Here is a 24,399-nt window from a genome sequence, read left to right as displayed (position 1 = left end):
AGGTGCCAACCGTTGGTTGGCACGCGTTTGAAACCGCCGGGCGTGGCCCGGCGCTACCTTCAGATTGTTTCGCCGAAGGCCTTTGCCAGGTTCCGGTAGGCCTTCTTCTGCGCGTCGTCGGTCGCCGCCGGCGCCACGATCTCCAGCTCAACGATCTGGTCGCCATCCGGGCTGCCCGGCAGGCCGCGGCCACGCAGGCGCAGTTTGCGGCCGGCATCGGAATCGGCCGGGATCTTCAACTCCACCGCGCCGCCCAGCGTCGGCACGCTGATGCTGGTGCCCAGCGCTGCCTGCCACGGCGTCACCGGCAACGTGTAGAGAATGTTGCGGCCATCCACTTCGAACTGCGGGTGGGCGGCATATTCCACTTCCAGCAGCAGGTTGCCACCGTGGGTGCCCTGCCCTGACAGGCGGATCACCTGGCCCGGGCGGATGCCCTTCGGCACGCGCACGTCCAGCTGCTTGCCGTTGACGGTGATGCGCAGGCTGTCACCGCTGTACGCCGCTTCCAGCGGCACCGACAGCTTGGCCCGGGTATCGCGGTTGGGCGCCTGGCCGTGGCTGCTGAAGCCCGGGCCGGGGCCCGCACCCTGCCCGCCGCGCTGGCGCGCGAACAGGCTTTCGAAGAAATCGCTGAAGCCGCCGCCGGCACCGCCGCCGCCGAACACTTCCTCGAAGTTGAAGCCGCCCGCACCGCCGTAGTTCGGCGGCACGTTGAACTCCTCGCCCGGGCGATAGCCCTGCGCGCGCAGCTGGTCATAGGCCGCGCGCTTTTCCGGATCGCGCAGCGCCTCGTAGGCCTCGTTGACCGCCTTGAACTTGTCCTCGGCGCCGGCCTCCTTGCTCACGTCCGGGTGGTACTTGCGCGCCAGCCGGCGGTAGGCGGTCTTGATCTCGGCCTCGCCCGCACTCGGTTCCACCCCCAGGGTGGCGTAGTAATCCTTGAATTCCATCCAGCTACCTCGATCTGCTTCGGCCGCGCCGGTGGCGCCGCCCCGGGCTCATTCTACGCGCCGGCATGCTACGCCGCTGCCCGTGCGGCGCCGGTGAGGCCGTTTGATCCGGCGCAATGCACCTGCCGCCGCCCTGGCCCCAGGATGGGGCGTGCACACCGGTTTTCCAATGTCTTGACGCGTTCCTCCCACCCGCCCGATTAGCCTGCCCACCAGCAAGGAGTTCCCATGACGATCCACGTTGGCGACCGCATCCCGGAAGTGACACTCAAGCGTATCCGCGAGGGCATCGAAACGCTGGACACCCAGGCGCTGTTCGAAGGACGCAAGGTCGTCCTGTTCGCCGTGCCCGGGGCCTTCACTCCCACCTGCTCGGCCCGTCACCTGCCTGGCTTCGTCGAGAGATTCGCGGCGTTCCGCCAGCGTGGCATCGATGTGTACTGCCTGGCGGTCAACGACCCGTTCGTGATGAAGGCGTGGGCCGCCGACCAGCACGTGCCCGAGGGCCTGTTGATGCTCTCCGATGGCAACGCCGAACTGACCCGTGCGCTGGGCCTGGAGCTGGATGCCAGCGCCTCGGGCATGGGCATCCGGTCGCGCCGCTACGCCCTGTACGTCGATGACGGCGTGGTCCGCGCCGCCTGGATCGAGGAACCCGGCCAGTTCGAGGTGTCCTCGGCCGACTACGTGCTGGAGCACCTTCCCACCTGACACCCCCACCGCATGAGGAACCGGCCAGCCATGTCCAACAAGCCAGCCAAAGCCAGCAAGCCCGCCAGCAAGCCCGCCGCCAAGCCCAGCGCCCAGGTGCCCGGCATCAGTGACCGCACGACCCTGCGCGAACGCGCCCGGCGCAACATCGAGGACGGTGCGATCACCGACAGCTACAGCGCCGACCGCAAGGTGGTGATCAAGCTGCTCAACGATGCCCTCGCCACCGAATACGTGTGCGTGCTGCGGTATTACCGGCACTACTTCATGGCCAAGGGCATGCTGGCCGATGCGGTCAAGGCCGAGTTCCTCGAACACGCGCAGCAGGAACAGGCCCATGCCGGCAAGCTGGCCGAGCGCATCGTGCAGCTCGGCGGCGAGCCGGATTTCAATCCAGACACCCTGACCGCGCGCTCGCATGCCGAGTACAAGGAAGGCAGCGACCTGCGCGACATGGTGCGCGAGAACCTGGTGGCCGAGCGCATCGCCATCGACAGCTACCGCGAGATGATCAACTTCATCGGCGACCGCGATACCACCACCAAGCGCATCCTGGAGGAAATCCTGGCGCAGGAGGAGGAACACGCCGACGAGTTTGCCGACCTGCTGGACGGGTGGATCGGGGAATAGCGCTGCAGCGCTCCCTGTAGAGCCGAGCCCATGCTCGGCTGGCTGTTGCACGCGCGCTACAGAAGCAGCCGAGCATGGGCTCGGCTCTACAAGGGCCCGGCGCTACCGCAGGACGGTAAACCTCACCTGCGTCCACGCGCCATCGGTCGCCAGCGCGGTCAGCGTATGCGCGCCCGGCTGGGCGAACTCGCGCTGCATCAGCTGCGCCCCTTGGGTGCGGGCGATCCAGCGGCCGTCCAGCAGCCAGTCCACCGCCTGTTCACTGCCCAGCGCGCGCAGCTGCAGGCGAACGCCGTGCTGGGCGTTGGGTGCGCGCGCCAGCGCGGCGCCATCGTTGAGGCCATCCACGTGCAGGGCCGCGCTCGCTTCGCGGCCATCGTCGCGGCAGTCGGCGGCCAGTGGCGGCAACTGCGATGCATCGCGCGTGGCCTTGGGCAGCCACGGCGACAGCAACGCCGGCCAGCGCGCGATCTCGCGTTCCACTTCCTGGTGCGGCGCACTGCAGTCGGCGGACAGCCGCTGGCCCGTGCGCGCATCGGCGATGTAGCGCTGCCGGCCCGGCTGCCAGCGCCGCGCCTCACGTTCGGGGAAGGTCGGCGGCACGCCACCGTCCAGCAGCCACGCCGTCATGCGCCGCTGGCACAGCGTGGCCGGCAATGACCCGGCCAGTTCGCCGGTGGGCCAGCACACGTCGGCGCGGCTGACGCTGGCCGGCATCGGTGCAGCAGCGGCATCGCCGGGCTGGCGCGGCAGGCTGTCGACCACCTCGAACATCAGCGGCAACGCTGTCACCGCGCCGTACTGGCCCGGCAGCGGCGTGCCATCGGGCCGGCCCACCCACACGCCCACCGTGTAGTGGCGTGTGCTGCCGATCGCCCAGGCATCGCGGTAGCCATAGCTGGTGCCGGTCTTCCAGGCCACGCGCGGGCGTCCACCGACGTCGAACGTGCCCACCCCATAACCCGGGCGCGGGTTGGACTCGAGCATCTCGCGCACGATCCAGCTGGCCCCGGGCGAGGACAGGCGCCGCTCGATCATCGGATCGTCATCGCTGTAGCGCACACGCCCGGCAATGCCGTTGCGGTTGAGCGCGGCGAAGGCGCCGACCAGATCCTCAAGCCGCGCACCGGTGCCGCCGAGGATGAGCGACAGGTTGGGCGAGCTGCCCGGCGGGAAGCGCAACTGGATGCCCGCGTGCGAGAGGCGCGCGGCGAAGCGCGCCGACCCCACCCGCTGCAACAGGTCCACCGCTGGCACGTTGAGCGACAGGCGCAGCGCGCTGGATGCACTGACGGGACCGTTGAATGCCTCATCGAAGTTGCCCGGCCGATAGCTGCCGAAGCTCTGCGGCGCATCCACCAGCAGGCTTTCCGAATGGATCAGGCCATCGTCCAGCGCCATGGCGTACAGGAAGGGCTTGAGCGTGGAGCCCGGCGAGCGCCAGGCCTGCACCATGTCGACGTGGCCCAGGCGTTGGCGGTCACCGAAGGCCAGCGTGCCGACATACGCACGGGCCTGCAGGGTCTGGTTGTCGACCACCAGCAGGGCTGCCGAGGTGCGCTCGGGCAGCGTGGAGAAATAGCTGGCCACGCGCTCTTCCAGCGTGCGCTGCAGGTCCAGGTCGATGCTGCTCTGGATGCGCGCCTGGCCCGGGTGTGCCGAATGCAGCCGCTGCGCCAGCAGCGCCGCATGCATCGGCGGCCGCAGCGACCGCGCGACCACATTCTCGATGCGCGCATCGTCTACTTCTTCCGGCGTCCACACACCCAGTTCGGCCATGCGCGCCAGCACTTTGTCGCGCGCTTTCTGCGCCGCTTCCGGGTGGCGGTCCGGGCGCAGCCGGCTGGGCGCCTGCGGCAGTACCGCCAGCAGCGCGGCCTCGGCGTGCGACAGTTGCGTGGCTGGCTTGCCGAGGTAGGCCCAGCTGGCCGCTTCCACGCCCTCGATGGTGCCGCCGTAGGGCGCGCGCTCCAGATACAGCGCGAGGATCTGCGCCTTGCTCAGGTGTACTTCCAGCTGCACCGCGCGCAGCATCTGCTTGAGCTTGCCCCACGGCGTGCGCGAGTGCGGATCAAGGATGCGCGCGACCTGCATGGTGAGCGTTGAACCGCCCGACACGATGCGGCCGCCACGCAGCAGCTGGCCGCTGGCACGCAGGATCGCCAGCGGGTTGATGCCCGGGTGTTTCCAGAACCAGCGGTCTTCGTAGGTCAGCAGCGCCTGCAGGTACAACGGCGAAACGCTGTCGGCCGAGGCCGGGTAGCGCCACACGCCATCGCCATCGGCAAAGGCGCGCAGCGGGCTGCCGTCGGCGGCCACCACCAGGGTGCTGGTGTCGCGCTGCCTGGGCAGCGGCGGCGGGAAGACGAAATCCAGGACCAGCAGCAGTACCAGCAGCCCTGCCGTGCCCCAGCGCAGCCAGGGCCACAGTGGTTGCAGCCGGCGGCGCAGGGCCGCCCGCCGGGTTGTCCACTCGATCTTCATTGCAGCGTGCCGGTGGGACGGGCCGCGCCGTCGCGGCCCGTCCGCGCGGTCACGGCTGGACCACCGTGATCGTGGTCGGGTTGCTGCGGCCCACGCCGCGCAGCTGCGGCCGGTACATGTCTTCCACCAGCGGCGGCGGCACCGAGTAGGTACCCGGGGTCACCGCACGCACCAGGTAGAAGACGTTCGCCTTGCCACCGCGCGACAGTTTCAGCGCGGCCACGTAGCGGTCGTCGCGGAACTCCTCGTGCTTGGTATCGGCGGCCGAGCTGCGGTCGCTGATGGTGATGCCATCGACCACCACATCGGCCCACTGCTTGGCATCGCCCAGGTTGAAGTTCTCGATCTCCAGGCCGGCCGGCAGCAGGTCGGTCAGCAGTGCATCGGGCATCTGCGTATCGGCACTGATGGTGATGCGCACGATCAGCGCTTCGCCTTCCTTCAGCGGTCGCGGCGTCCACGGCTTGCCGTCGGTACCGAAGTAGCTGCGCTCGACACCCAGCACGCTGTTGTCCGGTGCCGGCGCGGTGCGCGGGATGCCGGCCACGTCGATGCTGGCAAACATCGGCGGCTCGCCCTGCGGGGTAAAGCGCACGCCACTGGCCAGCTCGCTGCCGGTGAAGTTGCGACCGAACAGCTTGCGCTCGCCGATGGCCTCGCTGTTGCCACCAATCACCAGTTCACCGGCCACCAGGGCCTTCTGGTTGGCGGCAAGGGCCTTGCCGAGGCGGGCGATGGCCACCTGCTCCTGGGTGCTCAGCCACATCCAGCCGGCATTGCGGCGGGCATCGAGGCCACGGCCCAGATCGACCGCACGCGCATCCCAGGCCGGCTTGGCCAGCTTGTTTTCGTGGGTCAGCGCGATCATCAGCGCGTCGTCACGGATGGCACTGCCGTAATCGCCGAAGTACGACGGGCGCTCGCTGCTGGACTTGGCAAACCCGGCGGCAATCGCCGCCTGGCCGCGCTTGGCGTCGCCCTGCAGGGACAGCGCCACGCCCAGGTGGACCAGCGACAGGCCGCCGACCGCCTTGCTGCGCTCGTTGTCGTACAGCGTGCGCAGCGTACCCAGTGGGGCACGGTTGACGCGGGCCAGCACGTAGCCGGAATACGCCTGGTTGGCGAACTTCAGCTTCTCGCGGTCATCCTGCCCGTAGAACTGGTTGCCACCGGACAGCAGGTCCTCGCTGAGGCGGTTGAGCGCCTTCTGCAGCACGTTGTCCGGCACGGCGAAACCGCCGTCCTTGGCATCGAGCAGGAACTCGGTGATGTACGGGGTCAGCCACGGGTTCACGTAGCCATCGTCGCCCCACATGGAGAAGTTGCCGTTGGCCACCTGCATCGACGCCAGGCGACCGAACGCGCCTTCCATGCGCTCGCGCCGGGTCTTGGCGTCCAGTCCGTCGGTGCCGAGCATCGACGAAGTGGCCTGGTCCAGGATCAGCGCGGCGTAGCCCTTGCTGGTGGTCTGCTCGGCACAGCCGTAGGGATAGTTCAGCGCGCCCTGCAGGGCGCTGGCGAACGGGATCGGCGGCAGCGGGCTGACCAGCAGGCGGGCATTGACCGACTCGGCCATCAGGCCATCGGCCAGGCCGCCGTCCAGGCTGACCGCAGCCAGCGGATCGAGCGTGCGCACCTGCGAACGGATCACCTGCGGCCACGCCGCACGCACCGGCAGCTCGTAGCGGCGGTCGGCCTTGAAGCCGTTGCCATCCACGCGCACCCGTACCTTGGCCACGCTGTTGCCCTCGCGGGCCGACAACGGGAAGCTCAGCGTGGTCTTGGCATCTGCGTTGAGCTGCACGTTGCGGCTGCCCTCGCCCAGGCTCAGCGGGCCCTCGGTGTCCACCTGCACGTTGAACTGGCCGGGCTTGCCGGTGAAGTTCTGCACGTCCAGGGTGACGGTGCTGCGGTCGCCCGGTGCGAGCACGCGCGGCATGCTGGCCTCGGCCAGGATCGGCGCGCGCACGATGGTTTCCACATCGCGCTTGCCGTACTGGTCATCGCTGTAGACCAGCGCCGACACGCGCAGCGTGCCGTTGAAGTCCGGCACCTTCAGGCGGATGCGCGCATTGCCCTTGGCATCAAGCTGCACCGGGCCGGAGAACAGGTCCACGGTCTGCACGCGCGCGGTCGGGCGCTTGGCCTGCGGCAGCGCCTGCAGGGCCATGTCGCCGCCGAACTTCAGCTTGCCGCTGCTGCCGTCGAAGCTCTCGATCACCCGGCTGTAGATGTCGTAGGCATCGATGCCGAGGCGACGCTGGGCGAAGAAGTGCGCGCCGGCATCGGGCACCGGGAAGCGGGTGATGTTGAGGATGCCCACGTCCACCGCCGAAACGGTGACGTGCGCGGTCTTGCCGGCCAGCTGCGGTGCGCTCACCGTCACCGGCAGGTCCTGTTCCGGGCGCATCTGCTTCGGCGCGACCAGGCCCACGGCCACGGTGCGTGCCTTGCGGTCCATCGGCACGTGCACCACGCCCACGGCGCGGGCCGGGGTGATCTTGCTGGGCGCACTGCCACCGCGGAACACCAGCGCGGTGATGTAGACGTCGTGGCGCTCCCAGTCGGCGGTGACCGGGATCTTGTAGGTGGCACCCGGCTTGGCGTCGATCTCCTGCACGTACAGCATGCGGTCGGTCTCGACCATCAGCACGCCCTTGCCGGCGTGCGGCGGGGTCACCGTCACCTGCAGGGTATCGCCGGCCTTGTAGCCGGTCTTGTCCAGGCCCAGCTTGACCTTGTCCGGGCGTGCATCCAGGCCGCGGTTGTCATCGCCCCAGCTCCAGCCGGCGCGGAACGGGTAGCGGCTGGTCAGGCCGGTGGACGGATCGAACACGTCCACCCGGTACTCGCCCCACTCCACCGCGAAATCGAAGGCGACCGCACTGCTGCCGGCATCGACGGTGCGGGTGTCCTTGTTCTCGAAGCGGCGGGTGAAATCGTAGTCCCAGCGGTTGTCGTTGAAGGTCCAGTGGTAGTCGCGCAGCTCGCGCACCAGGGTCACCTTCAGGCCCTTGGCCGGCTGCGGCTTGCCGGCGGCATCCACGCGCATCAGTTCGAAGCGCGCGTTGCCGTTGGCATCGGCGCCGTCGTCCGGGTTGAACAACGGGCGCACGCCGACCAGTGCATTGGCCGGCCACATCACCCGCTTCAGGGTGCGGGTGACGGTGCGGCCACCGGTTTCATACAGGCTGCCCGACAGCACCACGGCGATCGGGGCCTTGGCCTTGGCCGCCTCTTCCGGCAATGCCACGTCTTCGCGCAGCTGGCCATTGGCCGGCAGCGTGGTATCGACCACGTCCTTGGCTTCGCGCGGCAGCTGCAGGGTCGGGTCACCGAAGAAATAGCCCGGCAGGCCTTCCACCGGCTTCTGCTCGGCGGCCACCGCCATGCGTGCGGTGAAGCGGTTGCCATCGGCCGGCGCGCCATACAGGTACGCACCGTTGGCCTGCAGGCGCAGGTCCTCGCCCGGCTTCAGCGTCTTCTGCGCGCTGTCCAGGTCCAGCTTCATGCGCTCGGGCAGGAACTCCTCGATGCGCAGGGTCATGCCCTGGATCGCTTCCTTGCTGGCCGGGTCGGTGCGGAATTCCACCTGCCAGCGCCCGGTCGGCGCCTCGGCGGGGAGGGTCTGCTCGAAGTTGATGTAGCCCTGGTCACCCGGCTGCAGGCGGGTCTCGCGGAAGGTCTTGCCGTCGGGCTGCTTCAGGCGCAGGAACACCGGTTGCGCCTTGACCGGCTTGCCGTCGTTGTCGCGCAGCAGGGCCGACAGGCGCACGGTTTCGCCCGGTCGGTACAGGTCGCGGCCCGACCAGGCGTAGACGTCGAACCAGGCGTTGTCACGGCCGGCCACGGCGAATTCGCTCAGGTCCAGCGCCGGCTGGTTGAACGGCAGGAAGCTGGTGTCCTTGCCGCTGCTGGCCACCAGCACGTGGGTGGCATCCAGGGTGTAGTTCAGCAGCGCATTGCCGTTGCCGTCGGTGCTGCCCTTGAGCACCACCTCGCCCTTGGCGTCGAGCACGCGCAGTTCGACGTTCTTCAGCGCCGCACCGTCCTTCAGTGCGGCGGTATGGACGAACAGCTTGTCCTTGTAGGCGCGGGTATGCAGGCCGATGTCGCTGACCGAGAAGAACGCGGTATCGAACTCGCCTTCGTAGTCACCGGTGCGCTTGAGCAGAGCGAAGTACAGGCCCGGCTCCTGCAGCTCCTTGATGTCCTGGGTCGGCAGGTAGGTCAGCACCCGCTCGTTCTGCTTGCCACCGAGGATGAAGCGGTTGACGTAGACCGGATCGGCCAGCTGGTTGATCGGGCTGCGCTCGTAGTCGCTGCTCAGTTCCCAGCTGCCGCGGCGGCCGCCGCGCTGGTACTGGCTGAAGAAGGTCGGCAGGTCCTTCTCGCGCACGCGCAGGAACTCGACGTCGACCTCGGGCACGTTCACCGAGACCACCGGCAGGCCACGGCTGTCCTTGGCCGGCAGCACGCTGCCCTGCGAAGCGAAACCGGCCACCGGCTTCAGCTCACCGCTGAACACCTTCTGCTTCAGTTCCTTGCCCAGGCGGCTGCCGTCGGCGGCCAGCAGGTCTTCGGAGACGACCAGGCTGTATTCCTTGCCGGCTTCAACGAAGGGGTAGCGCAGCGTCAGGCCGTCGTCGGATAGGGTCCAGCTGCTGTCGTCGTTGCCGACCTTCTCTTCGAAGCGCACGAGTTTGTCGAAGTCCTGGGTGCCGACCAGCGGGCGCGAGAACTCCAGCGCCAGCGACAGGCCCTCACTCTTCTGGTCCGGGTAGGCGCGCAGCAGGGTGAAGTCCTTCACCTGCTCGGCCTTGGTGGCGATGGCTTCGCCGCTGGCCTTGGGCAGCTGCCCGTTGTCATTGCGACAGCCGGCCAGACCCAGCAACAGGCCTCCTGCCAGTACAGCCGCCGCCCAACCCCACCGCTTCCGCCGCGCCGGACCGCTCATGTCGTCACTCCTTGATCGAGGCGGACATTATAGGCGCGCCGCGTCAAGGTGCTGACGCCGATTCGGCAAGCCCCCCTCGCGCTGGTAGTGCCGGCCGCTGGCCGGCAACCGGAATGAAAGAACCCACCGGGTTGCCGGCCCGCGGCCGGCACTACCCCGCCCCTACCCCGGCAGGTACAGGTCCACGTAGTCCGTCACCGGCATCGCGGCCAGCGCCACCGGGTCCAGCGAGGCCGCCAGGATGCGCTGCTGATGGGCGGTCGGGAACCGGTGCGCGAGGTGCCGGCGGAACTTGTCCATCAGCAGCGGGATGCCCTCCTGCCGGCGCCGCGCGTGGCCGAGTGGGTACTCCACCAGTACCTCCGGCAGTTCGCTGCCATCGGTGAAGCGCACGGTCAGCCCGTTGGCGATGCTGCGCTTGCCGGGGTCCAGATAGTCCGCGCTGAGCTGCGGGTCTTCCCGGCAGGTCATCTTCGCCCGCAGCGCGTCGATGCGCGGGTCGGCGGCCATGTCGTCCTCGTAATCCTCGGCCACCAGCCGCCCATGCAGCAGCGCGATGGCCACCATGTACTGCACGCAGTGATCGCGGTCGGCCGGGTTATGCAGCGGCCCCTGCTTGTCGATGATGCGGATGCAGGCTTCCTGGGTGCGGATGTCGATGTGCGCGATGTCCTCGACCCGCCGCCCCGCTGCACGCAGCTGCTGGTGCAGCGTGATCGCCGCCTCCACGGCCGTCTGGCCGTGGAACTCGGCCGGGTAGCTGATCTTGAACAGCACGTTCTCCATCACATAGCTGCCCAGCGGTCGCCCCAGCGTCAGTGCCTGGCCGTGCATGGATACCGCCTCGAAACCCCAGACCGGTGCGCTGAGCGCGCTGGGGTAGCCCATTTCGCCGCTGGCTGCCATCAGCGCCAGGCGCACGCCACGGCTGGTGGCATCGCCGGCCGCCCAGCTTTTGCGCGAGCCGGTGTTGGGCGCATGCCGGTAGGTGCGCAGTGCCTGGCCATCCACCCAGGCCAGCGACAGCGCATTGAGCATGCGCTCGCGGTCCAGCCCGAGCAGGTGCGCGATCACTGCCGTGGTGGCCACCTTGACCAGCACCACATGGTCCAGTCCGACCCGGTTGAAGGAATTCTGCAGCGCCAGCACGCCCTGGATCTCGTGCGCCTTGATCATCGCCTGCAGCATGACCTGCACGGTCGGCGGTGGCCGGCGCAGGGCCAGTGCGTTGCGCCCCAGCCAGTCGCAGACGGCGAGGATGCCGCCGAGGTTGTCCGAAGGATGGCCCCATTCGGCTGCCAGCCAGGTGTCGTTGAAATCGAGCCAGCGCACCATCGCGCCGATGTTGAAGGCCGCCTGCACCGGGTCCAGTTCGTAGTGCGTGCCCGGCACCCGCGCACCGTTGACCACATGGATGCCCGGCACCAGGGGGCCCAGCAGCTTGCTGCAGGCCGGAAACGACAGGGCTTCCAGGCCACAGCCCAGGGTGTCGAGCAGGCAGTGGTGCGCCGTCTCGAACGCCAGGGGGGATTCAATGCGCGCGTCGCGCACGTAATCGACGATGTCCAGCAGCAGCGCATCCCACGCTGCACGCTCGTTGGAGGGGGTGTGGCTGCTGGACATCATCTGGACTCCGGTAGCGCCGGGCCACGCCCGGCGGTTCATGGGCGGGCCCTGCTGCGCTCGCCGGGCATGGCCCGGCGCTACCGCCATGGTCCCGCGTTACAAGGTGTCGGCCGGCACCCGCACGCGGCCTTCCATCAACACGCGGGCGCTGCGGCTCATGATGGCCTTGGTCACCGTCCACTGGCCGTCAACGCGCCCGGCCTGCGCACCCACGCGCAGCGTGCCGGACGGATGGCCGAAGGTCACCGCCTCGCGTTCGCCGCCACCGGCCGCGCGATTGACCAGCGTGCCCGGAATGGCCGCCGCGGTGCCGATCGCCACGGCGGCAGTGCCCATCATCGCGTGGTGCAGCTTGCCCATCGACAGCGCCCGTGCGTGCAGGTCGATGGCCGACGCCGGAATGGCCTTGCCACTGGACGACACGTAATCCTGCGCCGGCGCAACGAACGCCACCTTCGGCGTGTGCTGGCGGGTAGCCGCATCCTCCAGCTTCGAGATCAGCCCCATGCGCAGCGCGCCATGGGCGCGGATGGTCTCGAACTTCTGCAGCGCCGCCTTGTTCTCGTTGATGGCCGGCTGCAGCTCGGTGCCGGTGTAGCCCAGATCGGCGGCGTTGAGGAAGATGGTCGGGATGCCTGCGGTGATCATGGTCACTTCGAAGCTGCCCACGCCCGGCACGTCCAGGGTGTCGACCAGGTTGCCGGTGGGGAACATCGCACCGGCATCGCCGTCGTCGGACGGATCGATGAACTCCAGCTGGATCTCGGCGGCCGGGAAGGTCACGCCGTCCAGCTCGAAATCACCGGTCTCCTGCACTTCGCCGTCGCGCATCGGCACGTGGGCGATGATGGTCTTGCCGATGTTGGCCTGCCAGATACGCACGGTGCACAGGCCATCGCGCGGCACCCGGGCCGGATCCACCAGGCCGTTGGCAATCGCGAACGGGCCGACGGCGGTGCTGAGGTTGCCGCAGTTGCCGCTCCAGTCGACGAAGGCGGTATCGATCGACACCTGGCCGTACAGATAATCCACGTCGTGGTCGGGCACCGAGGCGGTGGAAATGATCACGCACTTGCTGGTGCTGGAGGTGGCGCCACCCATGCCGTCGGTGTGCTTGCCATACGGATCGGGCGAACCGATCACGCGCATCAGCAGTGCATCACGCGCGGCGCCCGGCACCTGCGCGGCTTCGGGCAGGTCCTGCAGGCGGAAGAACACGCCCTTGCTGGTGCCACCGCGCATGTAGGTGGCTGGAAGACGGAGTTGGGGAAGGAAGGTCATGGAATTCTCGATTATGTGAGGAACACACGCATTACGCTGGTTGAACCTGCTGCCGACGGCGATCCGCGGCGGACGTCCCTTGCTGCCAGCGGAACAGATACAGGATGGCCAGTTTGGTACTTCCACTCACCACGGCCAGCAACAGCAACGGCCATCCCATCCGGAGGCCCATGGCGAAGGCAAATACGATCGTGGACAGGTCCATCAGCAGGATCAGTTGACTCATCCGCAGCGACACGGCACCGGTGTGGCCATTGCGCAGGATCAGCAGGATCTGGTGCGCGTAGCCCTGCGCCAGCAAGACAGTGATGGCCACGATCATCGCGCTGGCCACTACCCTGCCCTCATCCACACGCCGGTCACCCCAGGCCAGCCCGGCCAGTGCGCAGAGCAACAGCAGGGCGGCTGTCAGCACGCTGGTCGTAGCGGAGCGGCTCCGGCGATCGCGCCATATCTCCACCAGGATGGCCATGACCAGCACCGACGCGAGCAAGCGCGGCCAGACAATGAAGTGATTGAACGGCGTGATGCTGTAGCCATAGACGAAGAAGGACAGGTAGGCCAGGAAGCTGACCGTGAACTGGTTCAGCGATAGCACCGCAGTGGCGCTGTCAGCCGCGCCCGCACGTTCCCGGCGGCGGCGCACCAGCCGCAGCTGCGCGCCCACACCCAACAGGCTCAGCAGGATGAAAGCGGTGTTGACCGTGCCTGCGATGTTGTAGAACGCCGTTCCCATGCAGATGGGGCTACGCCCCTCTCCTCCGTGACTACCGCCATGCGGGCCGGAGCCAGCATGGCGGCAACTCGACACAAGGCAGCTACCTGCTGCCTTACGCCACCTTGGCCCCTTCCAGGAAGTCCTGGGCGAAGCGCTGCAGCACGCCGCCCGCCTCGTAGATCGCCACTTCCTCGTCGCTGTCCAGGCGGCAGGTAACCGGCACGATCACGTCCTGGCCGTCGCGGCGGTGGATGACCAGGGTCAGCTCGGCGCGCGGAGTGCGCTCGCCGACCACGTCGAAGGTCTCGGTGCCGTCGATGCCCAGGGTCAGGCGGGTGGTGCCCGGCTTGAACTCCAGCGGCAGCACGCCCATGCCGATCAGGTTGGTGCGGTGGATGCGTTCGAAGCCCTCGGCCACGATCGCTTCCACGCCGGCCAGGCGCACGCCCTTGGCGGCCCAGTCGCGCGAGCTGCCCTGGCCGTAATCGGCACCGGCGATGATGATCAGCGGCTGCTTGCGGTCCATGTAGGTTTCGATCGCTTCCCACATGCGCATCACCTTGCCTTCCGGCTCCACGCGCGCCAGCGAGCCCTGCTTCACGCTGCCGTCGTCGTTGCGCACCATCTCGTTGAACAGCTTCGGATTGGCGAACGTGGCGCGCTGCGCGGTCAGGTGGTCGCCACGGTGGGTGGCGTAGGAATTGAAGTCTTCTTCCGGCAGGCCCATCTTCGCCAGGTATTCGCCGGCGGCGCTGGAGGCCATGATCGCGTTGGACGGCGACAGGTGGTCGGTGGTGATGTTGTCCGGCAGCACCGCCAGCGCGCGCATCCCTGCCAGCGTGCGCTCACCGGCCAGTGCACCCTCCCAGTACGGCGGGCGGCGGATGTAGGTGCTCTGCGGGCGCCAGTCGTACAGCGGGCTGACCGCGGCGCCATGCTCCACGCGCACGTTGAACATCGGGTTGTAGACCTTGCGGAACTGCTCGGGCTTCACCGAAGCCTTCACCACCGCGTCGATCTCGGCGTCGCTCGGCCAGATGTCCTTCAGGCGCACCGCGTTGCCGTCGGCATCCACGCCCAGCACGTCCTTCTCGATATCGAAGCGGACGGTACCGGCGATGGCGTAGGCGATGACCAGCGGCGGCGAAGCCAGGAAGGCCTGCTTGGCGTACGGATGGATGCGGCCATCGAAGTTGCGGTTGCCCGACAGCACGGCCGTGGCGTACAGGTCACGGTCGATGATTTCCTGCTGGATCTTCGGGTCCAGCGCGCCGCTCATGCCGTTGCAGGTGGTGCAGGCGAAGGCGACGATGCCGAAGCCGAGCTGCTCCAGGTCCGGCAGCAGGCCGGATTCTTCCAGGTACAGCTGCACGGCCTTGGAGCCCGGCGCCAGCGAGGACTTCACCCACGGCTTGCGCTGCAGGCCACGCGCGTTGGCGTTGCGCGCCAGCAGTGCGGCGGCGATCACGTTGCGCGGGTTGGAGGTGTTGGTGCAGCTGGTGATGGCGGCGATGATCACCGCGCCATCGGGCATCAGGCCCTTCGCCTGCTCGGCCTTGCCCGCTTCCAGCTTGGCCTCGTCGGCGATGCCGCGCTCGGCCAGCTCGGCAGTGGCCACGCGCTTGTGCGGATTTGACGGGCCGGCCATGTTGCGCACCACGCTGGACAGGTCGAAGCGCAGCACGCGCTCGTACTGCGCGGTGGCCAGGTCATCGGCCCACAGGCCGGTGGTGCGCGCGTAGTTCTCCACCAGCGCGACCTGCGATTCCTCACGGCCGGTCAGGCGCAGGTAATCGATGGTCTGCCCGTCGATGTAGAACATCGCGGCAGTGGCGCCGTACTCGGGGCACATGTTGGAGATGGTGGCGCGGTCACCGATGGTCAGCGCCGCCGCACCCTCGCCGAAGAATTCAAGCCAGGCGCCGACCACGCGTTCCTTGCGCAGGAACTCGGTCAGCGCCAGCACCACGTCGGTGGCGGTGATGCCCGGCTGCGGGCGACCGCTCAGTTCGACACCCACGGTATCGGGCAGGCGCATCCACGACGCGCGACCCAGCATCACGTTCTCTGCTTCCAGGCCGCCAACACCAATGGCGATCACGCCCAGCGCATCCACGTGCGGGGTGTGGCTGTCGGTGCCCACGCAGGTATCGGGGAAGGCCACGCCGTCCTGCACGTAGACCACCGGCGACATCTTCTCCAGGTTGATCTGGTGCATGATGCCGTTGCCCGGCGGGATCACGTCGACGTTCTCGAACGCCAGCTTGGTCCAGTCGATGAAGTGGAAACGGTCTTCGTTGCGGCGATCCTCGATGGCGCGGTTCTTCTCGAACGCCTGCGGATCGAAACCACCGCACTCCACCGCCAGCGAGTGATCGACGATCAGCTGCACCGGCACCACCGGGTTGACCTTGGCCGGGTCGCCGCCCTTGTCGGCGATCGCATCGCGCAGGCCGGCAAGATCCACCAGCGCGGTCTGGCCGAGGATGTCATGGCACACCACGCGTGCCGGGAACCACGGGAAATCGAGGTCGCGACGGCGCTCGATCAGCTGCGCCAGCGAGTCGCTGAGCGTGGCCGGGTCGCAGCGGCGCACCAGGTTCTCGGCCAGCACGCGCGAGGTGTACGGCAGCGTGGCGTAGGCGCCGGGCTGGAGCGCATCGACGGCGGCGCGCGCATCGAAATAGTCCAGCGTGCTGCCGGGGAGGTTCTTGCGGTAATCGGTATTCATGGGCTGGCGGAGTACTTGGGGCGGGCCGGGTGCCGTGTAAGCGGCAACGAAGGCATCCGGCCGGCACGTGGCCGGCCGGATGGGTACAGCAGGTGGATCAGGCGCGCTTGTCGATGGCGACGAACTCGCGATCTTCCGGGCCGGTGTAGTTGGCGCTCGGGCGGATGATCTTGCCGTCGATGCGCTGCTCGACGATGTGCGCGCTCCAGCCGGCGGTGCGGGCGATCACGAACAGGGGGGTGAACATGGCGGTCGGCACGCCCATCATGTGGTAGCTGACAGCGCTGAACCAGTCCAGGTTCGGGAACATCTTCTTGATGTCCCACATCACCGTTTCCAGGCGCTCGGCGATGTCGTACATCTTCATGCTGGACTGTTCTTCGGACAGCTCGCGGGCCACGTCCTTGATCACCTTGTTGCGCGGGTCGGACACGGTGTAGACCGGGTGGCCGAAGCCGATGACCACTTCCTTGCGCTCGACGCGGGCCTTGATGTCTTCCTCGGCCTCATCGGGGTTGTCGTAGCGCTTCTGCACTTCGAACGCCACTTCGTTGGCGCCGCCGTGCTTGGGCCCGCGCAGCGCACCGATGCCACCACAGATCGCGCTGTACATGTCGCTGCCGGTGCCGGCGATGACGCGGCAGGCGAAGGTCGAGGCGTTGAACTCGTGCTCGGCGTACAGGATCAGCGAGGTGTGCATTGCCTTCACCCACGAATCCTGCGGCTTGTCGCCGTGCAGCAGGTGCAGGAAGTGGCCGCCGATGGAATCGTCATCGGTTTCCACGTCGATGGCGCGGCCGTTGTGGCTCCAGTGGTACCAGTACAGCAGCATCGAGCCGAGGCAGGCCATCAGCTTGTCGGCGATGTCACGCGCGCCGGGATGGTTGTGGTCGTCCTTTTCCGGGGCGACGCAACCGAGCACGGACACGCCGGTGCGCATCACGTCCATCGGGTGTGCCGACGGCGGCAGTTCTTCCAGGGCAGCCTTCACCGCAGCCGGAATGCCACGCAGCGACTTCAGCTTGGCCTTGTACGAAACCAGTTCGGCACGGGTCGGCAGCTTGCCGTGCACCAGCAGGTAGGCGATTTCCTCGAACTCGCTGGTATTGGCCAGGTCCAGGATGTCGTAGCCGCGGTAATGCAGGTCGTTGCCACTGCGGCCGACGCTGCACAGCGCGGTGTTGCCGGCAGCAGTGCCGGACAGGGCGACGGACTTCTTCGGCTTGAAGGTCGGGGTTGCGGTCGTATCGTTCATGTTTTCCCTCCGAAAACTGATGGTGCAGGGTACTGCTTATTTCTTGGCGGCGAACAGGGCGTCGAGCTGCTGCTCGAAGGCGTGGTAACCGATGCGGTCATACAGCTCCTCGCGGGTCTGCATGTTCTCCACCACGCTGCGCTGGTGACCGTCGCGGCGCACGGCCTGGTAGACGTTCTCGGCGGCCTTGTTGGCGGCGCGGAACGCGGACAGCGGGAACAGCTGGATGGCGACGCCGGCCGAGGCCAGTTCGTCGCGGCTGAACAGCGGGGTAGCACCGAATTCAGTGATGTTGGCCAGCACCGGCACCTTCACCGCATCGACGAAGCGGCGGTAGGTGTCCAGGTCGTAGGCGGCCTCAGCGAAGATGCCGTCGGCACCGGCTTCGACGCAGGCGATGGCGCGCTCGATGGCCTTGTCCACGCCGTCCACCTGGATGGCGTCGGTGCGGGCGATCAGGAAGAAGTCCGGATCGGTCTTGGCATCGGCGGCAGCCTTCACGCGGTCGACCATTTCACCCTGCGAGACGATCTCCTTGCCCGGGCGGTGACCGCAGCGCTTGGCGCCGACCTGGTCCTCGATGTGGCAGGCGGCCGCGCCGGCCTTGATCAGCGACTTCACGGTGCGCGCAATGTTGAACGCGCTCGGGCCGAAGCCGGTATCGATGTCGACCATCAGCGGCAGGTCGCAGACATCGGTGATGCGGCGCACGTCGATCAGCACGTCTTCCAGGGTGTTGATGCCCAGGTCCGGCAGGCCCAGCGAACCTGCAGCGACACCGCCGCCGGACAGGTAGATGGCGCGGAAGCCGGCGCGCTTGGCCAGCAGGGCGTGGTTGGCGTTGATCGCGCCGATCACCTGCAGCGGCGATTCGGCAGCCAGCGCCTCACGGAAGCGGGCACCGGCGGAAGAAGGAGTGGAAGCGGTCATGCGGCAATCCAGGTTGGGAACGGGATAGAGGGCGCAAGCACCATGCCAAGCTGCAAGCGGTTGATTTCAAAGGCATGACCGCGTTGCAACGATGAAACAAATGAAACATTGAAACGGATGTATCATGAAACATCGCTACCCATTGCCGCTGCCATGTACCTGCCCCGCTCGCCCCTGCGCCATGCCGATGCCGACCCCGGACGCCCGGTCATCTGGACCGTCAGCGTCTCGCGCCTGACCGGCCTGCTCGGCGATGTCATCCCCGAGTTCGACCGCCGCGCACGCATCGAGCAGATCAACCTGGGCTTCGAGGAGGCGGTGGACGTGATCGGCCAGCGCCTGCGCCGCGAGCACTGCGACGTGGTCATCGCCGGCGGCTCCAATGCCGCGTGGCTGCGCGGGCGGCTTGAGCTGCCACTGGTGCCGATCCAGGCCAATGGCTTCGACCTGATGGAAGCCCTGGCCCGCGCCCGCCGCATCGCCCCGCGCATCGGCCTGGTCACCCACGCCAGCGACGTGCCGGTATTCAGCAACTTCCAGCACAGCTTCGGCCTGGATATCGAACACCGCCGCTTCGTTACCCGCGAGGATGCGCGCGACTGCATCGCCGACCTGCGCGCCAACGGCATCGAGGTGATCGTCGGCACCGGCATGGCCATCGACCATGCCGAACAGATGGGCCTGCCGGGCGTGCTGCTGTACTCAGCCGATTCGGTGCGCCACGCCTTCGAACACGCACTGGAACTGACCCAGGCGCTGGCCCGCTCCGGGGGCAGCCGGCCGGCCGCGCGCCGGCGTGCCGCCCCACGCAGTGATGCGCATGCCCTGCTCGGCGACAGCGATGCGATGGCGCAGGTACGCGCACAGATTGTGCTCTATGCACCGCATGACAGCACCGTGCTGGTCACTGGCGAAACCGGCACCGGCAAGGAGCTGGTGGCGCGCCAGCTGCACGCAGCCAGCGGCCGTCGTGGCCGCTTCGTGGCGCTGAACTGCGGCGCGATCAGCGAATCGCTGCTGGAAGCCGAGCTGTTCGGCTACAGCGATGGCGCCTTTACCGGTGCACGACGGGGTGGCCGCGTTGGCCTGGTCGAAGCGGCCGACGGTGGCACCCTGTTCCTGGATGAGATCGGCGAACTGCCGCTGCCGCTGCAGACCCGGCTGCTGCGGGTGCTGGAGGAACGCGAAGTGCTGCGCGTGGGTGCCACCGAACCCACCCCCGTGGATCTGCGCGTCGTCGCTGCCACGCTGCAGTCACTGGAGCAACGCGCCGCCGCCGGAAGTTTCCGCCGCGACCTGTATTACCGCCTGGCCGCGCTGCGCATCGCCCTGCCTGCGCTGCGGGCGCGGCGTTCGGACATCGCGCTGCTGGCCGGGCACTTCTTCCGCCAGCTGCGCGGCATCGACGCGCCGCTGGATGACGAGGCACTGGCGGTACTGACCGCTGCCGAATGGCCCGGCAACGTGCGCGAACTGCGCAACCTGGTGGATCGCCTGCGCATCCACTGGCAGCCAGGCGAAGGGCTCATCGATGCCACGCGCCTGCTGCAGCTGGCGCCCGAGCTGGTGAACGAAGGCACGACGGCACTGCCACTGGAAAGCAACGGCAGGCGCCCGCCACGCGTGCAGCTGGAAGCGCTGCTGCAGGAGCACCGCAATGACCGCGAGGGCATGGCGCAGGCGCTGGGCGTGTCACGCACCACGCTGTGGCGCTGGCTGCGCGCGGAGGGGTTGTAGAGCCGAGCCCATGCTCGGCTGCTTCTGCGGGAACATCAGCCGAGCATGGGCTCGGCGCTACAGGATGCGTGTTGTCAGCGCGCCCAGCGCGCCTCGATGGCGAACCGGCCGCTGCCCACCGCCGCTATCCACAGCAGCAACACCCCCAGCGGCACTTCACTCAGGTAGAAGAACCAGCTCAGCCAGTCAGGCACGCTCAGGCCTGCGGGGATGCGTGCAATGCCATCGGTCAACGCCGCCACTGCACAGATCGCCGCCAGCAGCAGGGCCGAGGGGCGGCTCAAAAGGCCCACTACCAGCAGACCACCCGCGATCCATTCAATCGCCCCAAGCACCGGCGCACTGAGCACAGGGAATGGGATACCGGCATCGACCAGCGTATGCACCATCCGCTCGCGTCCCGCATCGGTGAACACCTTGTTCCAGCCGGACACACAGAACATCACCCCGGCGACGATCCGGGCGAGCAGCAACAGGACGGCTTCCACGCCGCGACGCGGGGGAGGCACGGCGAACAGGCAGCGCCAGGAGGGCATGAAAACTCCGGAAGTCGAGGGCATCCGTCTGAGTGTGCCGGTTGCGGGCCTGCTCGCAGATGAAGCGAACCGGTCCATTTGCGACAACCCGCTCTTGTAGAGTCGAGCTTGCTCGACTTCTGTAGCAAGAAGCAGTCGAGCAAGCTCGACTCTACAAAAGCGTTGCGGCATCCAGCGCCATGCGGAAATACACCACGCGCTCGGTTTCCTCGAATCCGCAGGCGCGGTGCGCAGCGTGCGCGTGCACATCCTCCACGCGGCTGTCCGACGCAAGCTCACTGCAGCCCGCCGCACGCGTCCAGTCCTGCACTGCCACCAGCAAGGCACGGCCCACGGCATGGCCCTGCCACGGCGGCTGCACGTACCAGCCTTCCAGAAAGCCCACCGGCGAGGAGCCGGTACCGTTCACGTAGTCATGCCGCAGGCGAACCTCGGCAAACCCCACCGCCTCGCCATCGGCCAGGCAGGCCAGGAATACCGCGCCTTCGGCATCGTCCAGCGACTGCGCCAGCGCCTCCGGCGGATCATCGGCATCGGGCCACAGGCCCAGTCGCAAACGCGCCCACGCGGCCGCGTCGGCCGGCGTGGCCTGGCGGATCGTCGGCGCGGCGTCATTCACGGGTACAGCAGCCGCTTGCTCCAGCGGCCTTCCGCACCGGCCTCGTAGCACCAGCGCTCGTGCAGGCGGAACTGTGCGCCGTACCAGAACTCGATGCGGTCGGGCACCACGCGCAGGCCGCTCCAGCCATCCGGGCGCGGCACGTCCTTGCCTTCGAAACGGGCCTCGACCTCGGCCACGCGTGCGTCGAATTCCTCGCGCGTCGCCAGCGTCTTCGACTGCAGCGATGCCCAGGCGCCGATCTGACTCATGCGCGGGCGGCTGGCGAAATACGCATCAGCCTCGGCATCGGCCACCTGCTCCACGCGCCCTTCGATGCGCACCTGGATGCCGGCTTCGCGCAGGCTGCGCCACAGGAACAGCAGCGCCGCCTGCGGATTGGCCTGCAGTTCGCGGCCCTTGTGGCTGTCCAGGTGGGTGTAGAACACGAAGCCGCGCTCATCGAACGCCTTCAGCAGCACGGTACGCGCCGACGGGCGGCCCTGCATATCGGCGGTGGCCACGGTCATCGCGTTGGGCTCGACCTCGCGGCTCTGCTTCGCCTCATCGAACAGGGCGGCAAAGGTGGACAGGGCTTCGGCGTAAAGGTCGGTCATGGTTCGCTTCTTCGTGCACGGATTGGGCTATTGTGGCGGCATGGTTGCTGCTGCGTACATGCCCCAGGTGAAAGGATTCCCCGAAGCGCTCGCCGAGCAGGCGCTGGACGATGCACTGGCCAGCGGTGCCACGGTGCCAGTATTGGCCATCAGCGGCGTGCAGGGCAGCGGCAAATCGACGCTGGCCGCACAGGTGGTCGCCCGTGCACGGGCGCGCGGCCTGAACGCGGCGGCACTGTCCATCGATGATGTCTACCTGACCCGCGCGCAGCGGCAGCGCCTCGCCCGCCAGGTCCACCCGCTGCTGATCACCCGCGGCCCGCCCGGTACCCACGACCTGCCCCTGGCCCATGCCGTGCTCGACGCGGTGGCCGCAGGCCGGCCACTGGCACTGCCGCGCTTCGACAAGCTGGCCGATGAGCGGCTGCCCGAAGCGCAGTGGGTGGCCCTGGAAGCGCCGCTGGACCTGCTGGTGTTCGAAGGCTGGTTCCTCGGCACGCCCGCACAGGACGATGCCGAGCTGGACAGCCCCTTGAACGCGCTGGAACGCGAGGCCGATGCCGATGGCCGCTGGCGGCGCTGGTGCAACCAGGCGCTGGCCCGCGACTATCCGGCGCTGTGGCAGCGCTGTGACCGCCTGTGGTTCCTGCAGCCGCCGGATTTCTCGGTGGTGCCGCGCTGGCGCTGGCAGCAGGAACAGAACCTGCAGGCTGCCCAGCCGGGACGCCACGGCATGAGCCGCCCCCAGCTGGAGCGCTTCGTGCAGTACTACGAGCGGGTCAGCCGGCAGGCCCTGCGCGCCCTGCCCGACCACGCCGACCACGTGGTGGTGCTGGATGGCCAGCGCCAGGTGCAGGCCGTGCGCTGACACCCACCGCTGCGCCACAGCGGATGCTTCCAACAGCAACCATCGTGCCAGGCCGGGGGTGCGGAAGTGGTAGGATCAGAGGGCATGAATCCTGCTCCGAACCTGATCCTGATCGGCCCGATGGGCGCCGGCAAAACCTGCATCGGCCGCCGCCTGGCCGAGCGCTTCACGCTGGACTTCGTCGATGTCGACCAGGCCATCGTCGATGCGGCCGGGGCCAGCATTCCCACGATCTTCGAACATTCCGGCGAAGCCGGCTTCCGCAGCCATGAACGCGAGGCCCTGGCCCGCGTGCTGGAAGGCCGGGGCCAGCTGGTCTCGACCGGCGGCGGCGCCGTGCTGGAAGCCGGCAACCGTACGCTCATCGCCCAGCGCGGCTTCGTGGTCTACCTGCGGGTAAGCGTGGCCGCGCAGCTGGAACGCCTGGCCCGCGACAAGGGCCGGCCGCTGCTGCAGCGCCCCGACCGCGAGCAGGTGCTGCACGATCTGGCCGCGCTGCGTGACCCGCTGTACCGCGAGCTGGCCGACCTCACCCTCGATACCGACCCGTTTACCGCTGCCGATGCCACCGCCCAGCTTGTCGTCAAGCTGGCCATGCAATGGCAGCGCCAGGACCTGAACGCATGACTTCCCCCGCCCTGCTGCAGGTCGCCGTTGGCGGCGACCGCCCCTACTCCATCACCATCGGCGCCGGCGCCCAGGCCGACGGCGCCGCGCTGGCCTCGCACGTGCGCGGCCGCCACGTGCTGCTGCTCAGCGACAGCGAGGTCGCGCCGCTTTATCTGGCAGCCGTCAGGCAGACGCTGCTGGCCGCGCGCCCGGACCTGATCGTTGGCGAACACGTCCTGCAGGCCGGCGAAGCCTCCAAGACCCTGGCCGAGTTCGGCCGCGCCATTGAAGCATTGGCCGCGCTGGGTGCCACCCGCGATGCCTGCGTGTTCGCCCTCGGCGGCGGCGTGGTCGGCGATCTGGCCGGTTTCGCGGCGGCCTGCTGGATGCGCGGCGTGGACTGCGTGCAGCTGCCGACCACCCTGCTGGCCATGGTCGACTCCTCGGTCGGCGGCAAGACCGCCGTGGACATCCCGGCCGGCAAGAACCTGGTCGGCGCGTTCCATCCCCCGCGCGCGGTCATCGCCGATACCCGCGTGCTGGCGACCCTGCCGCCGCGCGAACTGCGTGCCGGCCTGGCCGAAGTGGTGAAGTACGGCGCGCTGGGCGATGCGGTGTTCTTCGAATGGCTGCAGCAGCACGCCGATGCGCTGCTGGCCGGTGAGGATGCCGCGCTGGCCGAGGCCATCGCGCGCAGCTGCCGGCACAAGGCCGCCATCGTCGAGCGCGACCCGTTCGAGAAGGGCGAGCGCGCCCTGCTCAACCTGGGCCATACCTTTGGCCACGCCATCGAGACCGAGCAGGGCTATTCGGCCCCGGGCCGCGATGCGCTGAACCATGGCGAGGCCGTGGCGGTCGGCATGGTGCTGGCCGCCAAGCTGTCCACCGCACTGGGCTTGGCCGATGATGCCGACCGCGTGCGCCTGCAGGCCCTGCTGGAACGGCTGCAGCTGCCGGTGGCGATCCCCGCCGGGCTGGACCCGCAGGCCCTGCTGGGGCGGATGCGGCTGGACAAGAAGAACGTGGCCGGCCGCCTGCGCCTGGTGCTGTGGCGCGGCATGGGCCGGGCTGAAGTGGTGCCGGACGTGGATGAAGCGGCGGTGCTGAAGGTGCTGTCGGCCCGGTAGTGCCGGCCGCTGGCCGGCTTCGCCGTTACCG

The 24,399-nt window shown here is 68.3% G+C and carries 18 protein-coding genes; 6 read left to right on the top strand and 12 right to left on the bottom strand.

All coding sequences use genetic code 11. The features are described from left to right. Positions 1–59: 59 nt before the first annotated feature. A complete protein-coding gene (locus AC3WL7_RS18780; RefSeq protein WP_108758018.1) occupies positions 60–953 on the bottom strand; it encodes a DnaJ C-terminal domain-containing protein in 894 nt (297 codons plus the stop codon). Between the two features lie 228 nt (positions 954–1,181). Here AC3WL7_RS18780 and AC3WL7_RS18775 point away from each other — a divergent pair, with 228 nt between their 5' ends. Together AC3WL7_RS18775 and AC3WL7_RS18770 are read left to right on the top strand one after the other, a co-directional pair. Then, a complete protein-coding gene (locus AC3WL7_RS18775; protein ID WP_079222793.1) occupies positions 1,182–1,664 on the top strand; it encodes a peroxiredoxin in 483 nt (160 codons plus the stop codon). A gap of 30 nt (positions 1,665–1,694) precedes the next feature. Beyond that, positions 1,695–2,294, top strand: coding sequence for a ferritin-like domain-containing protein (locus AC3WL7_RS18770; RefSeq protein WP_492752413.1), 600 nt, complete (start codon positions 1,695–1,697; stop codon positions 2,292–2,294). A 102-nt stretch (positions 2,295–2,396) separates the two neighbouring features. Here AC3WL7_RS18770 and pbpC read toward each other — a convergent pair whose 3' ends face one another. The 8 genes from pbpC to prpB all read right to left on the bottom strand — a co-directional run bounded on the left by pbpC (position 2,397) and on the right by prpB (position 18,276). Beyond that, entirely contained in the window at positions 2,397–4,778 is a 2,382-nt protein-coding gene (pbpC, locus tag AC3WL7_RS18765) for a penicillin-binding protein 1C (protein WP_492752411.1), read from the bottom strand. A 49-nt stretch (positions 4,779–4,827) separates the two neighbouring features. After that, complete coding sequence (locus tag AC3WL7_RS18760; protein WP_492752409.1) at positions 4,828–9,735, bottom strand: alpha-2-macroglobulin family protein; 4,908 nt, start codon at positions 9,733–9,735, stop codon at positions 4,828–4,830. Positions 9,736–9,897: 162 nt separating this feature from the next. After that, complete coding sequence (locus AC3WL7_RS18755; RefSeq protein WP_492752407.1) at positions 9,898–11,358, bottom strand: bifunctional 2-methylcitrate dehydratase/aconitate hydratase; 1,461 nt, start codon at positions 11,356–11,358, stop codon at positions 9,898–9,900. Positions 11,359–11,457: 99 nt separating this feature from the next. Further along, entirely contained in the window at positions 11,458–12,642 is a 1,185-nt protein-coding gene (gene prpF / locus AC3WL7_RS18750) for a 2-methylaconitate cis-trans isomerase PrpF (RefSeq protein WP_492752406.1), read from the bottom strand. Between the two features lie 31 nt (positions 12,643–12,673). Then, positions 12,674–13,378, bottom strand: a complete 705-nt coding sequence (locus AC3WL7_RS18745) for a hypothetical protein (RefSeq protein WP_492752404.1) — start codon at positions 13,376–13,378, stop codon at positions 12,674–12,676. Positions 13,379–13,472: 94 nt separating this feature from the next. Further along, the gene (acnD, locus tag AC3WL7_RS18740; RefSeq protein ID WP_492752402.1) at positions 13,473–16,091 is read right to left on the bottom strand and encodes a Fe/S-dependent 2-methylisocitrate dehydratase AcnD; all 2,619 of its coding nucleotides are present in this window, start codon (positions 16,089–16,091) and stop codon (positions 13,473–13,475) included. 97 nt (positions 16,092–16,188) lie between these two features. Continuing rightward, on the bottom strand, positions 16,189–17,346 hold the full coding sequence (gene prpC, locus AC3WL7_RS18735) for a bifunctional 2-methylcitrate synthase/citrate synthase (protein ID WP_079222802.1): 1,158 nt from the start codon (positions 17,344–17,346) through the stop codon (positions 16,189–16,191). Between the two features lie 36 nt (positions 17,347–17,382). Further along, positions 17,383–18,276 (bottom strand): methylisocitrate lyase, encoded by an 894-nt coding sequence (gene prpB, locus AC3WL7_RS18730; RefSeq protein WP_079222803.1) that lies wholly within the window; start codon positions 18,274–18,276, stop codon positions 17,383–17,385. A gap of 153 nt (positions 18,277–18,429) precedes the next feature. Here prpB and prpR point away from each other — a divergent pair, with 153 nt between their 5' ends. Then, the gene (gene prpR / locus AC3WL7_RS18725) at positions 18,430–20,013 is read left to right on the top strand and encodes a propionate catabolism operon regulatory protein PrpR (RefSeq protein ID WP_492752399.1); all 1,584 of its coding nucleotides are present in this window, start codon (positions 18,430–18,432) and stop codon (positions 20,011–20,013) included. A 74-nt stretch (positions 20,014–20,087) separates the two neighbouring features. On the opposite strand, the gene AC3WL7_RS18720 is transcribed toward prpR, so the two are convergent. The 3 genes from AC3WL7_RS18720 to pdxH all read right to left on the bottom strand — a co-directional run bounded on the left by AC3WL7_RS18720 (position 20,088) and on the right by pdxH (position 21,764). Next, on the bottom strand, positions 20,088–20,549 hold the full coding sequence (locus tag AC3WL7_RS18720) for a DoxX family protein (RefSeq protein ID WP_492752398.1): 462 nt from the start codon (positions 20,547–20,549) through the stop codon (positions 20,088–20,090). A 151-nt stretch (positions 20,550–20,700) separates the two neighbouring features. Beyond that, positions 20,701–21,168, bottom strand: coding sequence for an aminoglycoside 6'-N-acetyltransferase (aacA, locus tag AC3WL7_RS18715; protein ID WP_492752396.1), 468 nt, complete (start codon positions 21,166–21,168; stop codon positions 20,701–20,703). After that, positions 21,165–21,764 (bottom strand): pyridoxamine 5'-phosphate oxidase, encoded by a 600-nt coding sequence (pdxH, locus tag AC3WL7_RS18710; RefSeq protein WP_492752395.1) that lies wholly within the window; start codon positions 21,762–21,764, stop codon positions 21,165–21,167. The genes aacA and pdxH overlap by 4 nt, the downstream gene beginning before the upstream one ends. Before the next feature lie 40 nt (positions 21,765–21,804). Here pdxH and AC3WL7_RS18705 point away from each other — a divergent pair, with 40 nt between their 5' ends. From AC3WL7_RS18705 to aroB, 3 genes are all read left to right on the top strand, one after another. Beyond that, positions 21,805–22,632, top strand: coding sequence for a kinase (locus AC3WL7_RS18705; RefSeq protein ID WP_492752393.1), 828 nt, complete (start codon positions 21,805–21,807; stop codon positions 22,630–22,632). 84 nt (positions 22,633–22,716) lie between these two features. After that, the gene (locus AC3WL7_RS18700) at positions 22,717–23,259 is read left to right on the top strand and encodes a shikimate kinase (protein WP_079222809.1); all 543 of its coding nucleotides are present in this window, start codon (positions 22,717–22,719) and stop codon (positions 23,257–23,259) included. Further along, positions 23,256–24,368, top strand: coding sequence for a 3-dehydroquinate synthase (gene aroB / locus AC3WL7_RS18695; RefSeq protein WP_313420392.1), 1,113 nt, complete (start codon positions 23,256–23,258; stop codon positions 24,366–24,368). The genes AC3WL7_RS18700 and aroB overlap by 4 nt, the downstream gene beginning before the upstream one ends. Positions 24,369–24,399 lie beyond the last annotated feature (31 nt).

Source organism: Stenotrophomonas sp. FW305-3-2-15-E-LB1, from assembly GCF_058787375.1.
This window is presented reverse-complemented; position numbering and strand designations above follow the sequence as displayed.